The 14,887-nt window shown below is 72.4% G+C and carries 14 protein-coding genes and 1 tRNA gene; 5 read left to right on the top strand and 10 right to left on the bottom strand.

Annotated elements, in window-relative coordinates:
- From AB0H81_RS22680 to AB0H81_RS22670, 3 genes are all read right to left on the bottom strand, one after another.
- The coding region (locus AB0H81_RS22680) for a DUF4031 domain-containing protein (RefSeq protein WP_358377762.1) at positions 1-253 on the bottom strand (253 nt) is incomplete at its 3' end.
- Positions 250-1,074, bottom strand: coding sequence for an HAD family hydrolase (locus AB0H81_RS22675; protein ID WP_358377759.1), 825 nt, complete (start codon positions 1,072-1,074; stop codon positions 250-252). The genes AB0H81_RS22675 and AB0H81_RS22680, both read right to left, overlap by 4 nt.
- Before the next feature lie 19 nt (positions 1,075-1,093).
- A complete protein-coding gene (locus AB0H81_RS22670) occupies positions 1,094-2,230 on the bottom strand; it encodes a cytochrome P450 (protein ID WP_358377756.1) in 1,137 nt (378 codons plus the stop codon).
- A gap of 457 nt (positions 2,231-2,687) precedes the next feature.
- Here AB0H81_RS22670 and AB0H81_RS22665 point away from each other — a divergent pair, with 457 nt between their 5' ends.
- On the top strand, positions 2,688-3,359 hold the full coding sequence (locus tag AB0H81_RS22665; RefSeq protein WP_358377753.1) for a lytic polysaccharide monooxygenase auxiliary activity family 9 protein: 672 nt from the start codon (positions 2,688-2,690) through the stop codon (positions 3,357-3,359).
- 56 nt (positions 3,360-3,415) lie between these two features.
- Here AB0H81_RS22665 and AB0H81_RS22660 read toward each other — a convergent pair.
- A tRNA-Val gene (locus AB0H81_RS22660) sits at positions 3,416-3,487 on the bottom strand.
- A gap of 442 nt (positions 3,488-3,929) precedes the next feature.
- Here AB0H81_RS22660 and AB0H81_RS22655 point away from each other — a divergent pair.
- Positions 3,930-4,346 (top strand): SsgA family sporulation/cell division regulator, encoded by a 417-nt coding sequence (locus AB0H81_RS22655; RefSeq protein WP_175594684.1) that lies wholly within the window; start codon positions 3,930-3,932, stop codon positions 4,344-4,346.
- 23 nt (positions 4,347-4,369) lie between these two features.
- On the opposite strand, the gene AB0H81_RS22650 is transcribed toward AB0H81_RS22655, so the two are convergent.
- Positions 4,370-4,927: a DUF305 domain-containing protein gene (locus AB0H81_RS22650; RefSeq protein ID WP_358377750.1), complete on the bottom strand. Its 558-nt coding sequence runs from the start codon at positions 4,925-4,927 to the stop codon at positions 4,370-4,372.
- A 133-nt stretch (positions 4,928-5,060) separates the two neighbouring features.
- Here AB0H81_RS22650 and AB0H81_RS22645 point away from each other — a divergent pair, with 133 nt between their 5' ends.
- Entirely contained in the window at positions 5,061-6,437 is a 1,377-nt protein-coding gene (locus AB0H81_RS22645) for a hypothetical protein (RefSeq protein ID WP_358377748.1), read from the top strand.
- Positions 6,438-6,503: 66 nt separating this feature from the next.
- On the opposite strand, the gene AB0H81_RS22640 is transcribed toward AB0H81_RS22645, so the two are convergent.
- Genes AB0H81_RS22640 through AB0H81_RS22630 form a run of 3 tightly spaced genes read right to left on the bottom strand, consistent with a single transcriptional unit; the run spans position 6,504 to position 9,501 of the window.
- Positions 6,504-7,334: an aminotransferase class IV gene (locus tag AB0H81_RS22640; RefSeq protein WP_358377745.1), complete on the bottom strand. Its 831-nt coding sequence runs from the start codon at positions 7,332-7,334 to the stop codon at positions 6,504-6,506.
- The gene (locus tag AB0H81_RS22635) at positions 7,334-8,335 is read right to left on the bottom strand and encodes a chorismate-binding protein (RefSeq protein WP_358377742.1); all 1,002 of its coding nucleotides are present in this window, start codon (positions 8,333-8,335) and stop codon (positions 7,334-7,336) included. The genes AB0H81_RS22640 and AB0H81_RS22635 overlap by 1 nt, the downstream gene beginning before the upstream one ends.
- Positions 8,311-9,501, bottom strand: coding sequence for a LysR substrate-binding domain-containing protein (locus AB0H81_RS22630; protein ID WP_358377739.1), 1,191 nt, complete (start codon positions 9,499-9,501; stop codon positions 8,311-8,313). The genes AB0H81_RS22635 and AB0H81_RS22630 overlap by 25 nt, the downstream gene beginning before the upstream one ends.
- 58 nt (positions 9,502-9,559) lie before the next feature.
- Between AB0H81_RS22630 and AB0H81_RS22625 the strand changes: the two genes are divergently transcribed.
- Positions 9,560-10,888, top strand: a complete 1,329-nt coding sequence (locus tag AB0H81_RS22625; RefSeq protein ID WP_358377736.1) for a Rid family hydrolase — start codon at positions 9,560-9,562, stop codon at positions 10,886-10,888.
- Positions 10,889-10,946: 58 nt separating this feature from the next.
- The gene (locus tag AB0H81_RS22620; RefSeq protein WP_358377733.1) at positions 10,947-12,518 is read left to right on the top strand and encodes an alpha/beta fold hydrolase; all 1,572 of its coding nucleotides are present in this window, start codon (positions 10,947-10,949) and stop codon (positions 12,516-12,518) included.
- A 7-nt stretch (positions 12,519-12,525) separates the two neighbouring features.
- On the opposite strand, the gene hutH is transcribed toward AB0H81_RS22620, so the two are convergent.
- Positions 12,526-14,076, bottom strand: a complete 1,551-nt coding sequence (gene hutH / locus AB0H81_RS22615) for a histidine ammonia-lyase (RefSeq protein WP_358377730.1) — start codon at positions 14,074-14,076, stop codon at positions 12,526-12,528.
- Between the two features lie 15 nt (positions 14,077-14,091).
- On the bottom strand, positions 14,092-14,808 hold the full coding sequence (locus tag AB0H81_RS22610) for a helix-turn-helix transcriptional regulator (RefSeq protein WP_358377727.1): 717 nt from the start codon (positions 14,806-14,808) through the stop codon (positions 14,092-14,094).
- Positions 14,809-14,887 lie beyond the last annotated feature (79 nt).

Genomic DNA, 14,887 nt, shown 5'->3' with positions numbered 1-14,887 from the left:
TGCGGCGGCGCAGGCCCGCAGCGACGAGGCGGCGCAGCAGCTCCCGCGAGCCGACCGCCTCGGCCCCCAGCTCCACGGCCCGCGCGTGGACCGTCTCCGGAACGTCGTAGTGGTCGCGGTCGAACGCCCGCGCCGGCACCCCGAGCAGTGCGGCGAAGGCGTGCAGCTCCTCCAGGGAGTGGTCGCTGACCAGGTGGGACCACATGAGGCCGCGCGGGCCCGGCCAGTTCGGGGGGTCTATGAGCACGGTCACGTGCCCCAGGGTAGGACCCTCCCGCGTACGGTGAGCTCGCCGAGGTCGGCCACGACCACGTCCGCGCCGTGCTCGCGCAGCTCCTCGCCGCGCTCCTCCACCTGCTCCTCCGGACCCTCCGGCGTCGCCTGGGCATCGGCCCGCCTGCGGGGGCGGACGAAGGCGTCAGGGCGGCCGACCGCGACGACGAGCCCGAAACCGGCCTTGCGCGCCGCCTCGACGCCCGGCAGCGCCGCCTCCAGCACGGCCGTGCGCGGCGGCGGCACGGCCAGCCGGCGGGCGGCCTCCAGGAACAGCGCCGGGTCGGGCAGGCCGGGCAGGTTCATCAGGGCGGCGTCGTTGCCGTCGACGAGCACGTCGAACAGGTGAGTGACGGCGGCCGAGGTGATCAGCTTGCGGCCGTGCATGCTGGCCGAGACGGCCGCGGTGCGGGCTCCCCTGTGGCGCAGCTCGTGCAGCAGCGCCACGGTGGACGGGAACGCGGCGACGCCGTACTTGTCCACCTGGTCGACGAACAACCGGTCCTTGGCCCGGCCGAGCCCGTGAATGGTCGGCGCGCCCGGCTCGTCGTCGGGCGAGCCCTCCGGCAGCTCCAGGCCGCGCGAGGCGAGGAACGTGCGGATCCCGTCGAGCCGCGGCCGGCCGTCGACGTGACGCAGATAGTCGTCCCTGATGTCGAAGGGGGCGGAGCGGCCGCGCAGGAAGGCGTCGAAGACGTGCTTCCAGGCGGCCGCGTGGCCCCGCGCGGTGTCGGTGACCACGCCGTCGGTGTCGAACACGACGACGCTCACCGTGGTCAGGTCGATCGCGGGCTCGTTCACACTTGTGAACGTAACCCCATTACCAGGCGACGGGTAGCTTCTCCACGCCGTGGACGATGGACAGCGCCCGGAACGGCACCTCTCCGGCCACGCGCAGGCCGGGGAAGCGGCGCAGCAGCGCGGGGAACGCGATGCGCATCTCCATCTGGGCGAGCGGCGCGCCGATGCAGCGGTGGATGCCGTGGCCGAAGGCCAGGTGCGAGCCCGCCGTGTCGCGGTGCGGCCTGACCTGGTCCATGTCGTCGCCGAGGCTCGGGTCGCGGTTGGCGGCGCTCAGGGAGCACAGCACCATCTCGCCCTTCTTGACGGTGTGGCCGTACAGCTCCAGGTCCTCGCGGGCGAAGCGGGGGAAGGCGACCTGCACGACCGTCATGTAGCGCAGCAGCTCCTCGACCACCTCGTTGACGTGGCCCTCGACCTCGCGCACCTTGGCGGCCTGCTCGGGGTTCCGCAGCAGCCAGAGGGTGCCGAGCGAGAGCATGCTGGTGCTCGTGTCGTGGCCGCCGGTCAGCAGGCCGTCGGCCATGCTGGCGAGCGTGCGGTCGTCGAGCTCGTCGCCGTGCTCGCGCAGGAGCTGGCCCAGCAGGCCGTCGCCGGGGTCGAGCCGCTCGCGGGCGACGAGGTCCGTGAGGTACGTCATCGCGTCGTTGACGGCCTGCAGGGACGCCTCGGGCCCGGCGGTGAAGTCGAAGCGGTTGGTGCTGATCCGCAGGAAGTCGGCCCGCTCGGCGTACGGCACGCCGAGCAGCTCGCACACCACCAGCGACGGGATCGGCAGGGCGAACGACTCGACCAGGTCGGCGGGCGGCCCGGCGGCCTCCATCTTGTCGAGGTACTCCTCGACCATGGCCTCGATGCGGGGCTCCAGCCGGCGCAGGCGGCGCACGGTGAACTCCGGGGTGAGGTAGCGGCGCAGCCGGGTGTGCTCGGGCGGGTCACGGAAGCCGAGTCCGCCCGGGTCCTCCTGGTTGGAGCCGAGCCCGATCACGTTGCCGAAGTCGTTGCTGAAGCGCTCGTGGTCTCCCAGCACGGATCGCACGTCGTGGTAGCGGGTGACCAGGTACACGGTCTGGCCGCCCGGGATCTCCATGGGATAGACGGGATGCTCGGCGCGGATGCCGGCGAGCTCCGCTACCGGATCGAAACCCTCCCTCATGAACTGAACGAGGGGGAACTCTGAATCTGACATCGAATCCGTCCTGTACGGGAGTTATCGCACGTCTGGGGAGGAACCCGTGAAGATGGTCCCATCTGCGGGGTCAGGGGTCGGCCGCGGCCCGCGCCGGAGTCCGGGATGGGGCGGCTCGCTCCATTCTGTGCTACCAGGTGCCGTGACGCGATGACGGTCTTCCCGAGCCCGCCGGGCGCGCGGCCCCGCATGATGCCTCACCGTCGTCCGTCAGGGGCGGACCCCGGGCGGCGATGAAAGATACAGGCCCGGCCGCCTCGGCACCGGCGGCCGAGGCGCAGGTCAGCGACGTTCACGGCGGGCAGGCGCCGGTCACCGCCTCTCCGGGTCGATGCCCCGCTCCGGGGCCTTGGGCTACCATCGCGGGCAGCATGTGGGAGCGCCCCCATTCGTCCGATCCCCCCGCGGAAGATGGAGACCCACCGTGCACTCACCCCCACACGCCCCGGCCCGCCGCTGGGCCGTCCGCGTCGCCGCCGTGCTCACCGCCGCCGTGGCGTTCCTCGCGACCTGGGCCGTAGCGGCCGACGCCCACGGCACGGTCGTGGACCCGGCCTCCCGCAACTACGGCTGCTGGCTGCGCTGGGGCAGCGACTTCCAGAACCCGGCCATGGCGCAGCAGGACCCGATGTGCTGGCAGGCGTGGCAGGCCAACCCGAACGCCATGTGGAACTGGAACGGCCTCTACCGGATGAACCTGGGCGGCAACTTCCAGGCCGGGATCCCCAACGGCCAGCTGTGCAGCGGCGGTCACGCCGAGAGCGGCCGCTACAACTCGCTCGACACGGCGGGAGCGTGGAAGACCACGGACGTCCGCACCTCGTTCACGCTCAAGCTCCTGGACCAGGCCCGTCACGGCGCCGACTACCTGCTCGTCTACGTCAGCCGCCCGGGCTTCGACCCCACCCGCCAGGCGCCCGCCTGGTCGGACATGCAGCTCCTCACCAGGACCGCGAAGTTCAGCCCCGGCGAGTACTACACGGTCAACCTGAGCGTCCCGGGCCGCACGGGCCGCGCCCTGGTCTACACGATCTGGCAGGCCTCGCACCTCGACCAGGCGTTCCTGCTCTGCAGCGACGTGAACTTCGTGAGCTGAGGCCCGCGCAAGACGAAGAGGCCGCCTTCCCGTCAGGAAGGCGGCCTCTGAGCCGGTGGGCGATACTGGGATCGAACCAGTGACCTCTTCGGTGTGAACGAAGCGCTCTCCCCCTGAGCTAATCGCCCGGCTGTGCGGCCCCTTGCGGCTGCCGACGGGAAAACCATACCGCACTCCTGGACCTCCTGGCGAAGCGGCGGCACGCCGGGAGGCGGTCAGGAGCGGGGATTCGAGGGAAAGGGGGTGGTTGCCCATCGGCGGAGCGGGTCGGTGGCATACCATCGACGTGTTCCGGTAGGAGCCGATCGTGATCTTTTCTCCGGAAACGTTCATGAAGGGTTCCTCCGGAGCCGGCTGGGGAGCGCGCAAAGCCCTCGCAAATACCGGCCGACTGATGGCGTTTGGCCAGATAGATGCCCGAATGTCTAGCTGTGAGGTGCGTTACAGAAGGCCCTGGGAGCGGAATCTTTCCTACAGGTTTCTTCGTTCCGCGTCATAGCTCAGGACGAAGTCCGTCAGAGCAGTGAAAGCCCCGAAGAGGGGACCTACGACAAAAAGGTTTGGCTGACGATGAACAGCACCACCGTCTCCGCCGAGCTTGGCCTTCGGCTTGTGGTCCCCGACCGAACGACCGTCCCCCTGCTCGCCGGCCTCAGCTACACCGCCGACGACCCCTACGCGATCCGTATGGCCTTCCACGTGGGGAACGACGAACCGGTCGAGTGGATCTTCGCCAGGGAGCTGCTGACCGTCGGCATCGTGCGCAGGGTCGGCGACGGGGACGTGCAGGTGTGGCCGGCCCGCTCCGACGGCGAGCGCACCCTGCACATCAGCCTGACCTCCCCCTTCGGCCAGGCCCTGTTCGAGGTGCCGCTGACCCCCCTGACCGAGTTCCTGCACCGCACGTACGAGAAGGTGCCCGCCGGGCGCGAGACCGACTTCATGGACCTCGACGCCGAGCTGACCAACATGCTCTGGCCGTCCTGAGCCTCCTCGGCCCGCCCGGTTCCCTAGGCGCCGGGTAGCGCCTCCAGCGCCTTTCTCATGCGGGCGATCTCGACGCTCTGGCCCGCGTACACGTCGCGCGCCATGCGCCGCATGGTCACCTGGCGCCCGCCGGCGAGCTGCTCGCCGGCCATCCGCAGCGCGCCCTCGTGGTGTCTGATCATGAGGCGCAGGAACAGGCGGTCGAAGGCGGTGTCGCGGGCGGCGCGCAGGGCGTTCATCTCCTCCAGCGAGGCCATCCCGTAGCCCGCCGGGCCGTGCCCGTGCCCGGCCGGGACCGAACGGCCGAGGTTCGCGAGCCAGCCCGTCATCACGTTGATCTCGGGCTGCTGGGCCGCGGCGATCTGGCCGGCGAAGCCGCGCACGGTCGTGTTCCTCGTGCGCTCCGCCACCAGGGCGGTCATCTCCAGGGCCTGGCGGTGGTGCGGGATCATGCCTTCGGCGAAACGGACGTCCGCGGCGCCGGGCTCCCGGCCGGCCTGGCCGACGCGCTCCCCCGGCGTGGCCGTACGGGCGGGGGCCCCCGGCTCGCCCGGGACGATCACCGGTGCGCCCGTGCCCACGGCCGAAGGTCCCTCCGGCCGCTCGGCGCACGCGGATACCGCCAATATCGCCATAATTGCGACAAGAGGCGGTACGGACCGGGATCGTACTGACATAGCTTCCATATTGCGACACAAGACGAGGGGTACGTGCGTGATCTCTGCCAGGGTACGGGGGGCGGTGTTGTGCGCGGTCGCCCTGCTCGTGTCCGCGTGCGGCGGGTGGGGATCGGACCCGTCGGACCCCGGCGGGTCCCCGTCGCGCCCCGGAGGCACCTCACAGCGGGCGGGCGACGACGCCGTGATGACCAGCCCCAACGTCAAGCTCGTGGCCAACGTCCCGCGTTCGGCGCCGCTGAACAACGAGATGGACTGGAACACCGACCTGGCCTTCCAGGGAGACTACGCCTACGTCGGCAACTTCGGCGGGTTCTCGATCTACGACATCAGCGATCCGGCCAGGCCGAAGACGGTCAGCCAGGTGGCGTGCCCGGCCCAGCAGAACGACGTCTCCGTCCACGGTGACCTGCTGATCCTTTCGGTGGACGAACCCCGCAGCGACGCGGGCTGCGACTCCGACGAGGACACGCGCGCCTGGGAGGGCCTGCGCATCTTCGACATCAGCGACAAGACCCGCCCGAGGTACGTCTCGGCGGTGGCGACCGAGTGCGGGTCGCACACGCACACCATGGTGCCGCGGGGCGAGACGCTCTACGTGTACGTCTCCTCCCCCGGCTCCGAGGCGGACTCGGCGACCTGCACGCCGGACCACCAGGTCATCCAGGTCGTGGAGATCCCGATGAAGGATCCCCGATCGGCCAGGGTCGTCGCCAAGCCGAACATCTTCCCCGAGCGCCAGAAGGGCAGCGGCGGCTGCCACGACATCACCGCGTACCCGGAGAAGAAGCTCGCGGCCGCGGCCTGCTTCGGCGACGGCGTGCTGCTCGACATCTCCGACCCCGTGAACCCGCAGGTGCTGCAGCAGATCCGCGACGAGACGAACTTCCAGATCTGGCACTCGGCCACGTTCAACAACGACGCGACCAAGGTGATCTTCAGCGACGAGCTGGGCGGCGGCGGCGCGCCCACCTGCGACCGGAACACCCCGCAGACCAAGGGCGCCAACGCGATCTACGACATCGTCGACGGCCGGCTGGAGCGGCGCGGCTACTTCAAGATGCCGCGTGAGCAGCAGAAGGACGAGAACTGCGTCGCCCACAACGGCTCGCTGCTGCCGGTGCCGGGCAAGGACGTCATGGTGCAGGCGTGGTACCAGGGCGGCGTGTCGATCTGGGACTTCACCGACTCCTCCGCGCCCCGGGAGATCGGCTTCTTCGAGCGTGGGCCGTACCCGGACGGCGGCGACGACCCGGTGGCCGGCTCGTGGTCGGCGTACTACTACAACGGCTACATCTACTCCAGCGACATCCGCGAGGGGCTCGACGTGATCTCCATCGACGACCCGCTGACGGACCCCGCCAAGAAGGTCGACATGGACGACTTCAACGTGCAGACGCAGAAGTCGTACTAGGCCCGGGCCCCGTGGCGTGGTCCCGTGCCCGGGCGGCCGCTCATACCGGCCGCCCGGGTCCGGACGTCACGGGTCGAGGTCGCCCGCCGAGCGCTCGGCGAAGACCCGCATGGCCTTGGCCGTGATCGGGCCGGGCGCGATCGGCAGCTCGGTGTCGTCGACCAGCCTGATCGGCTGGATGTCGCGGGTGGTGGAGGTCAGGAACGCCTCCTCGGCCTCGTACAGGGCCGACAGCGGCACGTCGGTCTCCTCGCCGCCGCACCATTCGAGCACCAGCGCCCGCGTGACGCCCGCCAGGCAGCCGGACGCGAGGGTCGGCGTGAGCAGCCGGCCGCCGCGGACGATGAAGATGTTGGAGCCGGTGCCCTCGCACAGGTCGCCGGCGACGTTGCCGAAGATCGCCTCGCCGCCGCCGCGGGCCTTGGCGTAGGCCAGGGCCTTGGCGTTGTCGCCGTAGGAGGTGCTCTTGACGCCGGCCAGCGCGCCGCGCTCGTTGCGCGGCCAGGGCACGACGGTCACGTTGGCGGTGACGGGGAACGGCTTCTGCTCGTCGACGATCACCACGGCGGTGGTGCCCTGGTCGCCGCGGTCGGAGCCGAGCGGGCCCGGGCCGCTGGTGTAGGTGATGCGGATGCGGCCGAGCGCCCAGTCGGGGGCGACGGCCAGGCACTTCGCGACGCCGTCGGCGACGGCCTCGACGTCGGGCTCGGGCAGGTCCATGCGCTGCGCGGAGAGCTTGAGCCGGTCGAGGTGCCGGGTGAGGGCGAACGCGCGGCCGTGAACGATCTTCACGGTCTCGAACACGCCGTCGCCGACCATGAGCCCGTGGTCGAACACCGAGACGGTCGCCCGCTGGGGGTCGATCAGCTCCCCGTTGACCCAGACAGGGATGTTCATCAAGTGCCTCCTGATGATGCCAGTGAGATGAGCCTGGACGCCTTCAGCTCGGTCTCGAGCCACTCACGCCGGGGATCGCTCTCCCAGGTTATGCCCGCGCCCGTGCCGAACCGGATCTCGCCCGCGGCGATCCAGAACGTGCGGATGCCGACGGCCAGCGCCGCCCTGCGTCGGTCGGCGTCGACCCAGCCCACCGCCCCACAGTACGGCCCCCGGGGCGCGGGTTCGAGCTGATTGATGATCCTCAGGGCCGACGACTTGGGGGCCCCGGTGACCGAGCCGGGCGGGAACGTGGCCGCGAACAGCTCGGCCCAGCCCGCGCCGGCCCGCAGCCGGGCGCGCACCGCCGAGACCAGGTGGACGAGGCCGGGGTGCTCCTCGACCGCGCACAGCGACGGCACCTCGACGGAGCCGACGGCGGCGACCCGGCCGAGGTCGTTGCGGACCAGATCGACGATCATGACGTTCTCGGCGCGGTCCTTGTCGAGCAGGTCGGCGGCGGTGGCGCCGGTGCCCTTGATCGGGCGGGACTCGACGACGTCGCCGTCGCGCGACAGGTAGAGCTCCGGCGAGGCGGAGACGACGGTCGTGCCGGGCACGTCGATCACCGCGGCGTACGGGGCCGGGTTGCCCGCGGCGAGGAGCGCGGCCAGGGCCAGCGGGTCGGCGTCGGAGGGCACGGGCGCGCTCAGGATCCGGCACAGGTTGGCCTGGTAGACCTCGCCGCGCTCGATGTGGTCGCGGATCGTCTGGACGCCGCGCTCGTAGGCGGCCTGGTCGAGCGAGCTGCGCCACCGGCCGGGCGGTGGACCGTGCCAGGGGCGGCGGGGACTGGGCAGCGGAGCGGGACGTACCCGGTCGAAGCGGGCGCACGTCGACTTTCCCTCGTAGTCGGCCACGACCGCCCACCAGCCGTCGCCGTCGAGGGCGGCGAGGTCGGTGGTCAGGTCGCGCAGGCCGGTGGCGAGGACACCGCCTACGTGGGCGAAGGCGTCGTGCACGGCTCCCATTGTCCCAGCAGCTGGAGGAACTCCAGCGCCGCGGGCAGCGGATGCGCGGGCACGACCGCGAAGACCCTGCGCGCGGGGGCCGTGCCGCGCAGCGGGCGCAGCACGATCGAGGGCGGCACACCCCGGGCGGCCAGCTCGGGGACCAGCGTGACGCCGAGCCCGGCGGCGACGAACCCGAACTTCCCCGTCCACTCGGCCACCCGCAGGCCGCTTCGCGGGGTGAAGCCGGCGGCGGCGCACGCGGCGGTCAGCAGCGTCGGCTGGCCGCGCGGGGCGGCCTCGATCCACGCCTCCCCCGCCAGGTCGCGCAGATCGACGGCGTCCTCGCGGGCCAGCGGGTGCTCGCGTGGCAGGGCGACGAGCAGCCGGTCCTCCCGCAGGAGCACCGCCCGCCCGGAGTCGCCCTCCGGGTCTCCGCGCCGCTGGGCGCCCTCCTCCGGAGTCACCCTTTCCCGGACGGAATCCCCTGGGGAGCGGCCCTCCCGGGCCCGGTCTTCCGCGCCCAGGTCTCCCGGAGCGCGACCTTCTGCGCCGCTGCCTTCCAGGGCGCGGCCTTTCAGGGCGCGGCTTTCCAGGGCGAGGTCTCCTGGAACGCGGCCTTCTGTGCCGCGGTCTTCCAGGGCGAGGTCTTCCGGGGCGAAATCTTCCGGGGCGCACGCGCGGGGAGTGAAGCCGGCGGGCAGGCCCGTCGGGTAGTCGCTGATGACCGCGATGTCCAGCGACCCGGCCTGGAGGCGTTCGACCAGCCGGGAGGTCAGCCCCTCGATCACACGCGGCTCGACGCGCGGCCGGACGCGCGCGAAGTGCCTGAGCGTGCCCGGCACCAGGTCGACGTTGGCCGTGGCGAACGCGCCGACGCGCAGCGTGCCGCCGCTGCCGCCGTGGATCGCGGTCAGCTCCTCCCCCGCGCGTTCGAGCCGGTCCAGGACGGCGACGGCGTGGCGGTGCAGCGCCAGGCCCGCCGGGGTGAGCCGGACGCCACGGGCCAGGCGCTCGAACAGCGGACCTCCGGCGGCGCGCTCCAGCGCGGCGATCCGGCGGGAGACCGCGGACTGGGTGTAGCCGAGCAGCTCGGCGGCGGCGGTGAACGAGCCGTTGCGGGCCACCTCGTCGAACAGCCGGAGGGTGGCGGTGTCCAAGGTATTCGTGTCAGTCATGGCTGCCATGCAATCTAGTCGCTGGTGGAATCTCTCGCATCAGGGTTCACTGATCCACATGACCGCAATCGGGAGAAATATCGTGGGAAAGATCGCTTTTCTTGGACAGGGACGGATGGGTGTCCCCATGGCGCGGCGCCTCGTGGAGGCCGGCCACCAGGTGACGGTGTGGCGGCGCGGCACGGGCGTGACGGCGGCCGAGGCGGTGGAGGGAGCCGCGCTGGTCGTCACGATGCTGCGCGACCCGGCCGCGGTCCGCGAGGTGCTGACGGCGGCGCTGCCCGGGCTGGCTCCCGGGACGACGGTCGTGGAGATGTCCACGATCGGCCCGGAGGCGGTGCGGGAGCTGCGGGAGCTGTTGCCGGCGTCCGTCGGCCTCGTGGACGCGCCCGTGCTCGGCAGCGTCGGGCCGGCCACGGAGGGGACGCTGACCGTCCTCGCCGGGGGACTGGACGAGTTGGACGGCTTCTACGGGCCGGACGGCCGGCTTGGGCCTGACCGGGTGGACGCGCCGGTCGCGGCGGGGGTGCGGGAGGTGCTGTCCGTGTTCGGCTCCGTGCGGGAGGCCGGGCCGCTGGGCGCGGGCGCCGCCCTGAAGGTGGCCGTCATGAGCGCGATCGTCCCGGCCCAGGTTCTGATCGCCGAGACGTTCGCGTACGGGACGGCGCACGGCGTGTCGCGCGAGGCGCTGGCGGACGTGCTCGCGGGCACCCCGCTCGGGGCGCTGGCGGAGCGGCTGCGCGTGCCCGCGGCCGAGACCCGCTACGCCCTCGGGCTCGCGGCCAAGGACCTGGCACTGGCGGCGTGGCCGGAGGCGACGCTCGCCACCGCGGCCCGCAGGCGGCTCCAGGAGGCGGAGGCCGCCGGGCTGGGCGGGAACGACCTCACGGCGATCGCCACCCACCTGGCGACCCGCCTCGCGGCGCCCTCCACGCCTGACGCGCTCTCGCCGGAGAACGCGGCGCCTGAGGCCGGGGACGGCGCGCCGAGGGGGCGCGCGTCGAGGGCCGTGCCGCTGAACCCGCCGACCGTCCCGGCCACGAACGGCATGTACTCCCACGCCGTACGGGCCGGCGACACGCTCTACGTCTCGGGACAGGCCGCCCTCGACGAACGGCACCGCGTGGTGGGCGAGGGCGACATGACCGTCCAGGCCGAGCACGTCTTCCGCAACCTGGAGCGCATCCTGGCCGACCAGGGGGCGACGTTCGACGACATCACGTTCATCCGGACGTACCTGACGGACATGGACCTGCGGATGGACTACGGCGCGGTGCGACGGAAGTACATCACCGGGACGCCGCCCGCGAGCACGACCGTCGAGGTGCCGAGGCTGTTCATGCCGGGGCTGCTGCTGGAGGTGGACGTGATCGTGGCCCTGCCCTGATCGGTCATCAGCGTCTCTTTATCCGGATCTAGCAAGATCACCGCTATCTCTGATCCGCATGACGTACCGAACATCACTGACGGCACTGGCGCTGGCGCTGGCCGGGCTGGTGGCGCATCCTTCCCCGGCAGGCGCGGATGCCGGCCCGGGGGCGGGCACCACTCCCAGCCCGGCCTCCGGCGTGCCGTCCGTCCAGTGGAGATCCTGTCCCGCCTACTCCGACGAGGTGATCCGGAGCCTGCGCGTGACGGAGGAGCAGACCCCGGCCTTCCGCGCCCTGATGAAGCGCCTGGAGTGCGGGACGGTCAGCGTACCGCTGAACCATCGCGACCCCGGCGGTCGGAAGATCGACATCGCGGTGACCCGGCTGGCCGCCACGGACCAGGCTCGCCGGCTCGGTGCCACCGCCGTCCTGCCGGGAGGGCCGGGCAACAGCGGATACCTGGACCCGGTCCTGCGGGTCGCGCTCAGGAACAAGGAGATGGCCGAGCTCAACGAGCGCTACGACATCATCGGCTTCGACCCGCGCGGGGTGGGGTACAGCGCCAAGGTCACCTGCCCCGTCTCGCAGGTGGGCCCGGAGGAGCCGGGCACCCTGACCGAGGAGGCGGCCAGGAAGATATACGAGGCCCAGGCCGCCGCGAACCAGAAGTGCGGACGCTCCGACGCCGCATTCCTCGGACAACTCACCACCGAGAGCGTGGCCGAGGACCTGGACCTGGTGCGGAGCGCCCTGGGTGAGCGCACGTTCAACCTGCTCGGCTTCTCCTGGGGCACCTACCTGGGCATGGTGTACCGCAGCCGGTTCCCCGAGCACACCGGACGGGCCTTCCTGGACAGCGTGGCGCCGCCGTGGACCCGTCTCGACAGGCACATGAAGGACAGCGCGGAGGCGGCCGAGCGTGACTTCGGGCGCATGGCCGCCTGGCTGGCCCGCCGCGATGAGACCTACGGTCTCGGTGCCACCGCCCGGCAGGTGCGCGAGCAGGTGGCGAAGCTGGTCCGCGCGTACGACAAGAGCCCCAAGATCTACACTGACGTGCAGCGGCCCGTCGACGGCTCGGCCGTCGCCGACCTGGCCAAGCGCAACTCGACCGAGTGGACGCGCGCGGGCAAGGCGCTGGCCGAACTGCGCACGGCGACGGGCACCACCGCCCCGCCCGCCGTCAAGGAGCTCCTCGGCGCTCCGATGATGGGGACGCCCGTTCCCGGCGCGCCCGAGACGCTGAACATGACCATGAACCTGGCCGTCGCGTGCAACGAGGACGGCAGCCGGGTCGGTTTCGACACCGCCTGGCGTGACTACCAGCGGCTGGTGAAGCGCCATCCGGCGACCGGCCGGTCCTGGGGGCCGGGTGTCATGTGCGCCGGCTGGCCGCTGCCGGTGCAGCAGGCCACGTTGAAGCGGAGCGGCGGGTCACTGGTACTGGCGGGGCATCTGTACGAGTTCATGTCGGTCTACGACTGGACGCTGCAGACGCGGCGCGCCGTCGGCGGCACCGTCTACACGGTCGCCGACGACGTGCACGTGTCGGCCACCCGGGTGCCCGAGTGCGCCGCCGACGTGGTGCGGTACTTCGAGACGGGTCGGATCGGCAGGGGCTGTGGGGGCAGCGCGGTCCCGAGCTGACCCCGGCTCAGTCGAGCGGGCCCGTGACCGCCTCCACGGCGGCGATCACCGTGCCGTCCGCCACCAGGCGGACCGCCGCGTCGATCTCCGGCGCGAGGAACCGGTCCGGGCCCGGGCCCGCCACGGTCTCGCGCAGCGCCTTCACCACGGCCGCCGTGGCCGGGGCGGGACTCAGCGGGGCACGCAGGTCGAGCGCGCGGGCGGCGGTCAGCACCTCGATCGCCAGCACGCGCGTCAGGCCGTCGACGGACCGGCGCAGCTTGCGCGCCGCCGACCAGCCCATCGAGACGTGGTCCTCCTGCATGGCCGAGCTGGGGATCGAGTCGACGCTGGCGGGCATGGCCAGCCGCTTGAGCTCGGAGACGATGGCCGCCTGGGTGTACTGGGCGATCATGTGGCCGGAGTCGACGCCGGGGTCGTCGGCCAGGAACGCGGGCAGCCCGTGGTTGCGGGCCACGTCGAGGAAGCGGTCCGTGCGGCGCTCGGACATGGAGGCGAGGTCGGCGGCGACGATCGCGAGGAAGTCCAGCGCGTACGCGACGGGGGCGCCGTGGAAGTTGCCGTTGGACTCGACGCGGCCGTCGGCGAGCACGGCCGGGTTGTCGACGGCGCTGGCCAGCTCCCAGGTGGCGACGTTGGCGGCGTGGGCGATCGTGTCGCGGACAGCCCCGGCGACCTGGGGCGCGCAGCGCAGGGAGTAGGCGTCCTGGACGCGGGTGCAGGCGTTGGGGTCGCGGTGGCTCTCCATGACGGCGGAACCGGCCAGGATCCGCGTCATGTTGGCCGCGGCGCGGGCCTGGCCGGGGTGCGGGCGCAGCGCCTGCAGCTCGGGGGCGAAGACGCGGTCGGTGCCGAGCAGGGCCTCGACGCTCATCGCGGCACTGACGTCGGCGGTCCTCACCAGGCGGGTGAGGTCGTCGATGGCCAGGATCAGCATGCCGAGCATGCCGTCCGTGCCGTTGATGAGCGCGAGCCCCTCCTTGGCGGCCAGCTCGACGGGCTCGACACCTGCCTGCTTGAGCGCCTCGGCCGCCGAGGTGAGCCGGCCGGAGGCGTCGCGGACCGGGCCCTCGCCCATGAGGGCCAGCGCCACGTGGGCCAGCGGGGCCAGGTCGCCGGAGCAGCCGAGGCTGCCGTACTCGTGCACGACGGGCGTGATGCCCGCGCTGATGAGCGCGGCCAGGGTCTTGGCGGTCGTCGGCCGGATGCCGGTGTGCCCGGTGGCCAGCGTGTGCAGGCGCAGCAGCATGAGGGCGCGCACGACCTCGGTCTCCACCTCGGGACCGCTGCCGGCCGCGTGGGAGCGGACCAGCGACCGCTGGAGCTGGGCGCGCAGCGCCGGGTCGATGTGCCGCGTGGCGAGCGCGCCGAAGCCGGTCGAGACGCCGTAGGCGGGGACGGGGCTCTCGGCCAGCTCGTCCACCCGCTGCCGTGCCGCCGCGACCGCCGCGACGGCGTCGTCGGTGAGCTGGACCGCGGCGCCGAGGCGGGCCACCCGGATGACGTCGTCGAAGGTCAGCGGCTCCGGGCCGACGTTCACGACTCCGTTGTCGCGCATGGTGTTCTCTCTCGTTCAGGTAACTTGCGTATGCGATGTTAGCTCCTTACCGGAGAACAGCGCCGCCAGCCCCTCCCTGCCCGCTTCCGTGACGTTCACCGCCCGGGGGACGGGCCCCCTGACGTACCAGCCGCGTTCGAACAGCACGGCGGTGACGGCCGCGCCGAGCGCGCCGCCGAGGTGGGCCCGCCGTTCGGTCCAGTCGAGGCACTCCGGGGCGAAGCGACGCCTGGTCCGGCGCACCCCTTCGACGTCCACGCCCAGGCCGCCGAGCAGGCGCTCCCCCTCCGGGGTCACCTCTTCCCCGGCGAGGCAGCCGGCCTCGCGCAGCCCGTCGAACAGGCCGACCCCGGCGCGTCCGGCCAGATGGTCGTAGCAGGTGCGGGCCTCCTCCAGCATGCGCGCCTGCCGCGACTGGCGCAGGGACCGCACGGGCGGGCGTCCGCCGACCCGGGCCAGCACCTCCAGCACCTCGGCGATCTCGTGCCCGGCCAGCCGGTAGTAGCGGTGGCGGCCCTGCCGTACGACGGCGACGAGACCACCGTCCAGCAGGCGCGACAGGTGCGCGCTGGCGGTGGCGGCGCTCACGCCCGCCATCCGGGCCAGCTCCCCCGCCGCCAGGGCCTGGCCTCCCAGCAGGGCCGTGAGGATGGCGGCCCGGGTGGGGTCCGCGATGAGCGCCGCCACGGGCGCGATGTCGGCGTCGGCCGCGACGTGCTCCACTGCTGCCATGCCTCCGACCATAGCCGGAGCACGTTTCGCCGGCCGTCGAAGGATGGCGCCCGGGCGTCCTCCCACGGCGGCGGTCTCG

Source organism: Nonomuraea sp. NPDC050691 (genome assembly GCF_040654455.1).
In the GTDB taxonomy this organism is placed as follows: Bacteria; Actinomycetota; Actinomycetes; order Streptosporangiales; family Streptosporangiaceae; genus Nonomuraea.
The sequence above is the reverse complement of the archived record's forward strand: the minus strand, read 5'-3'. Positions and strand labels throughout refer to the sequence as shown.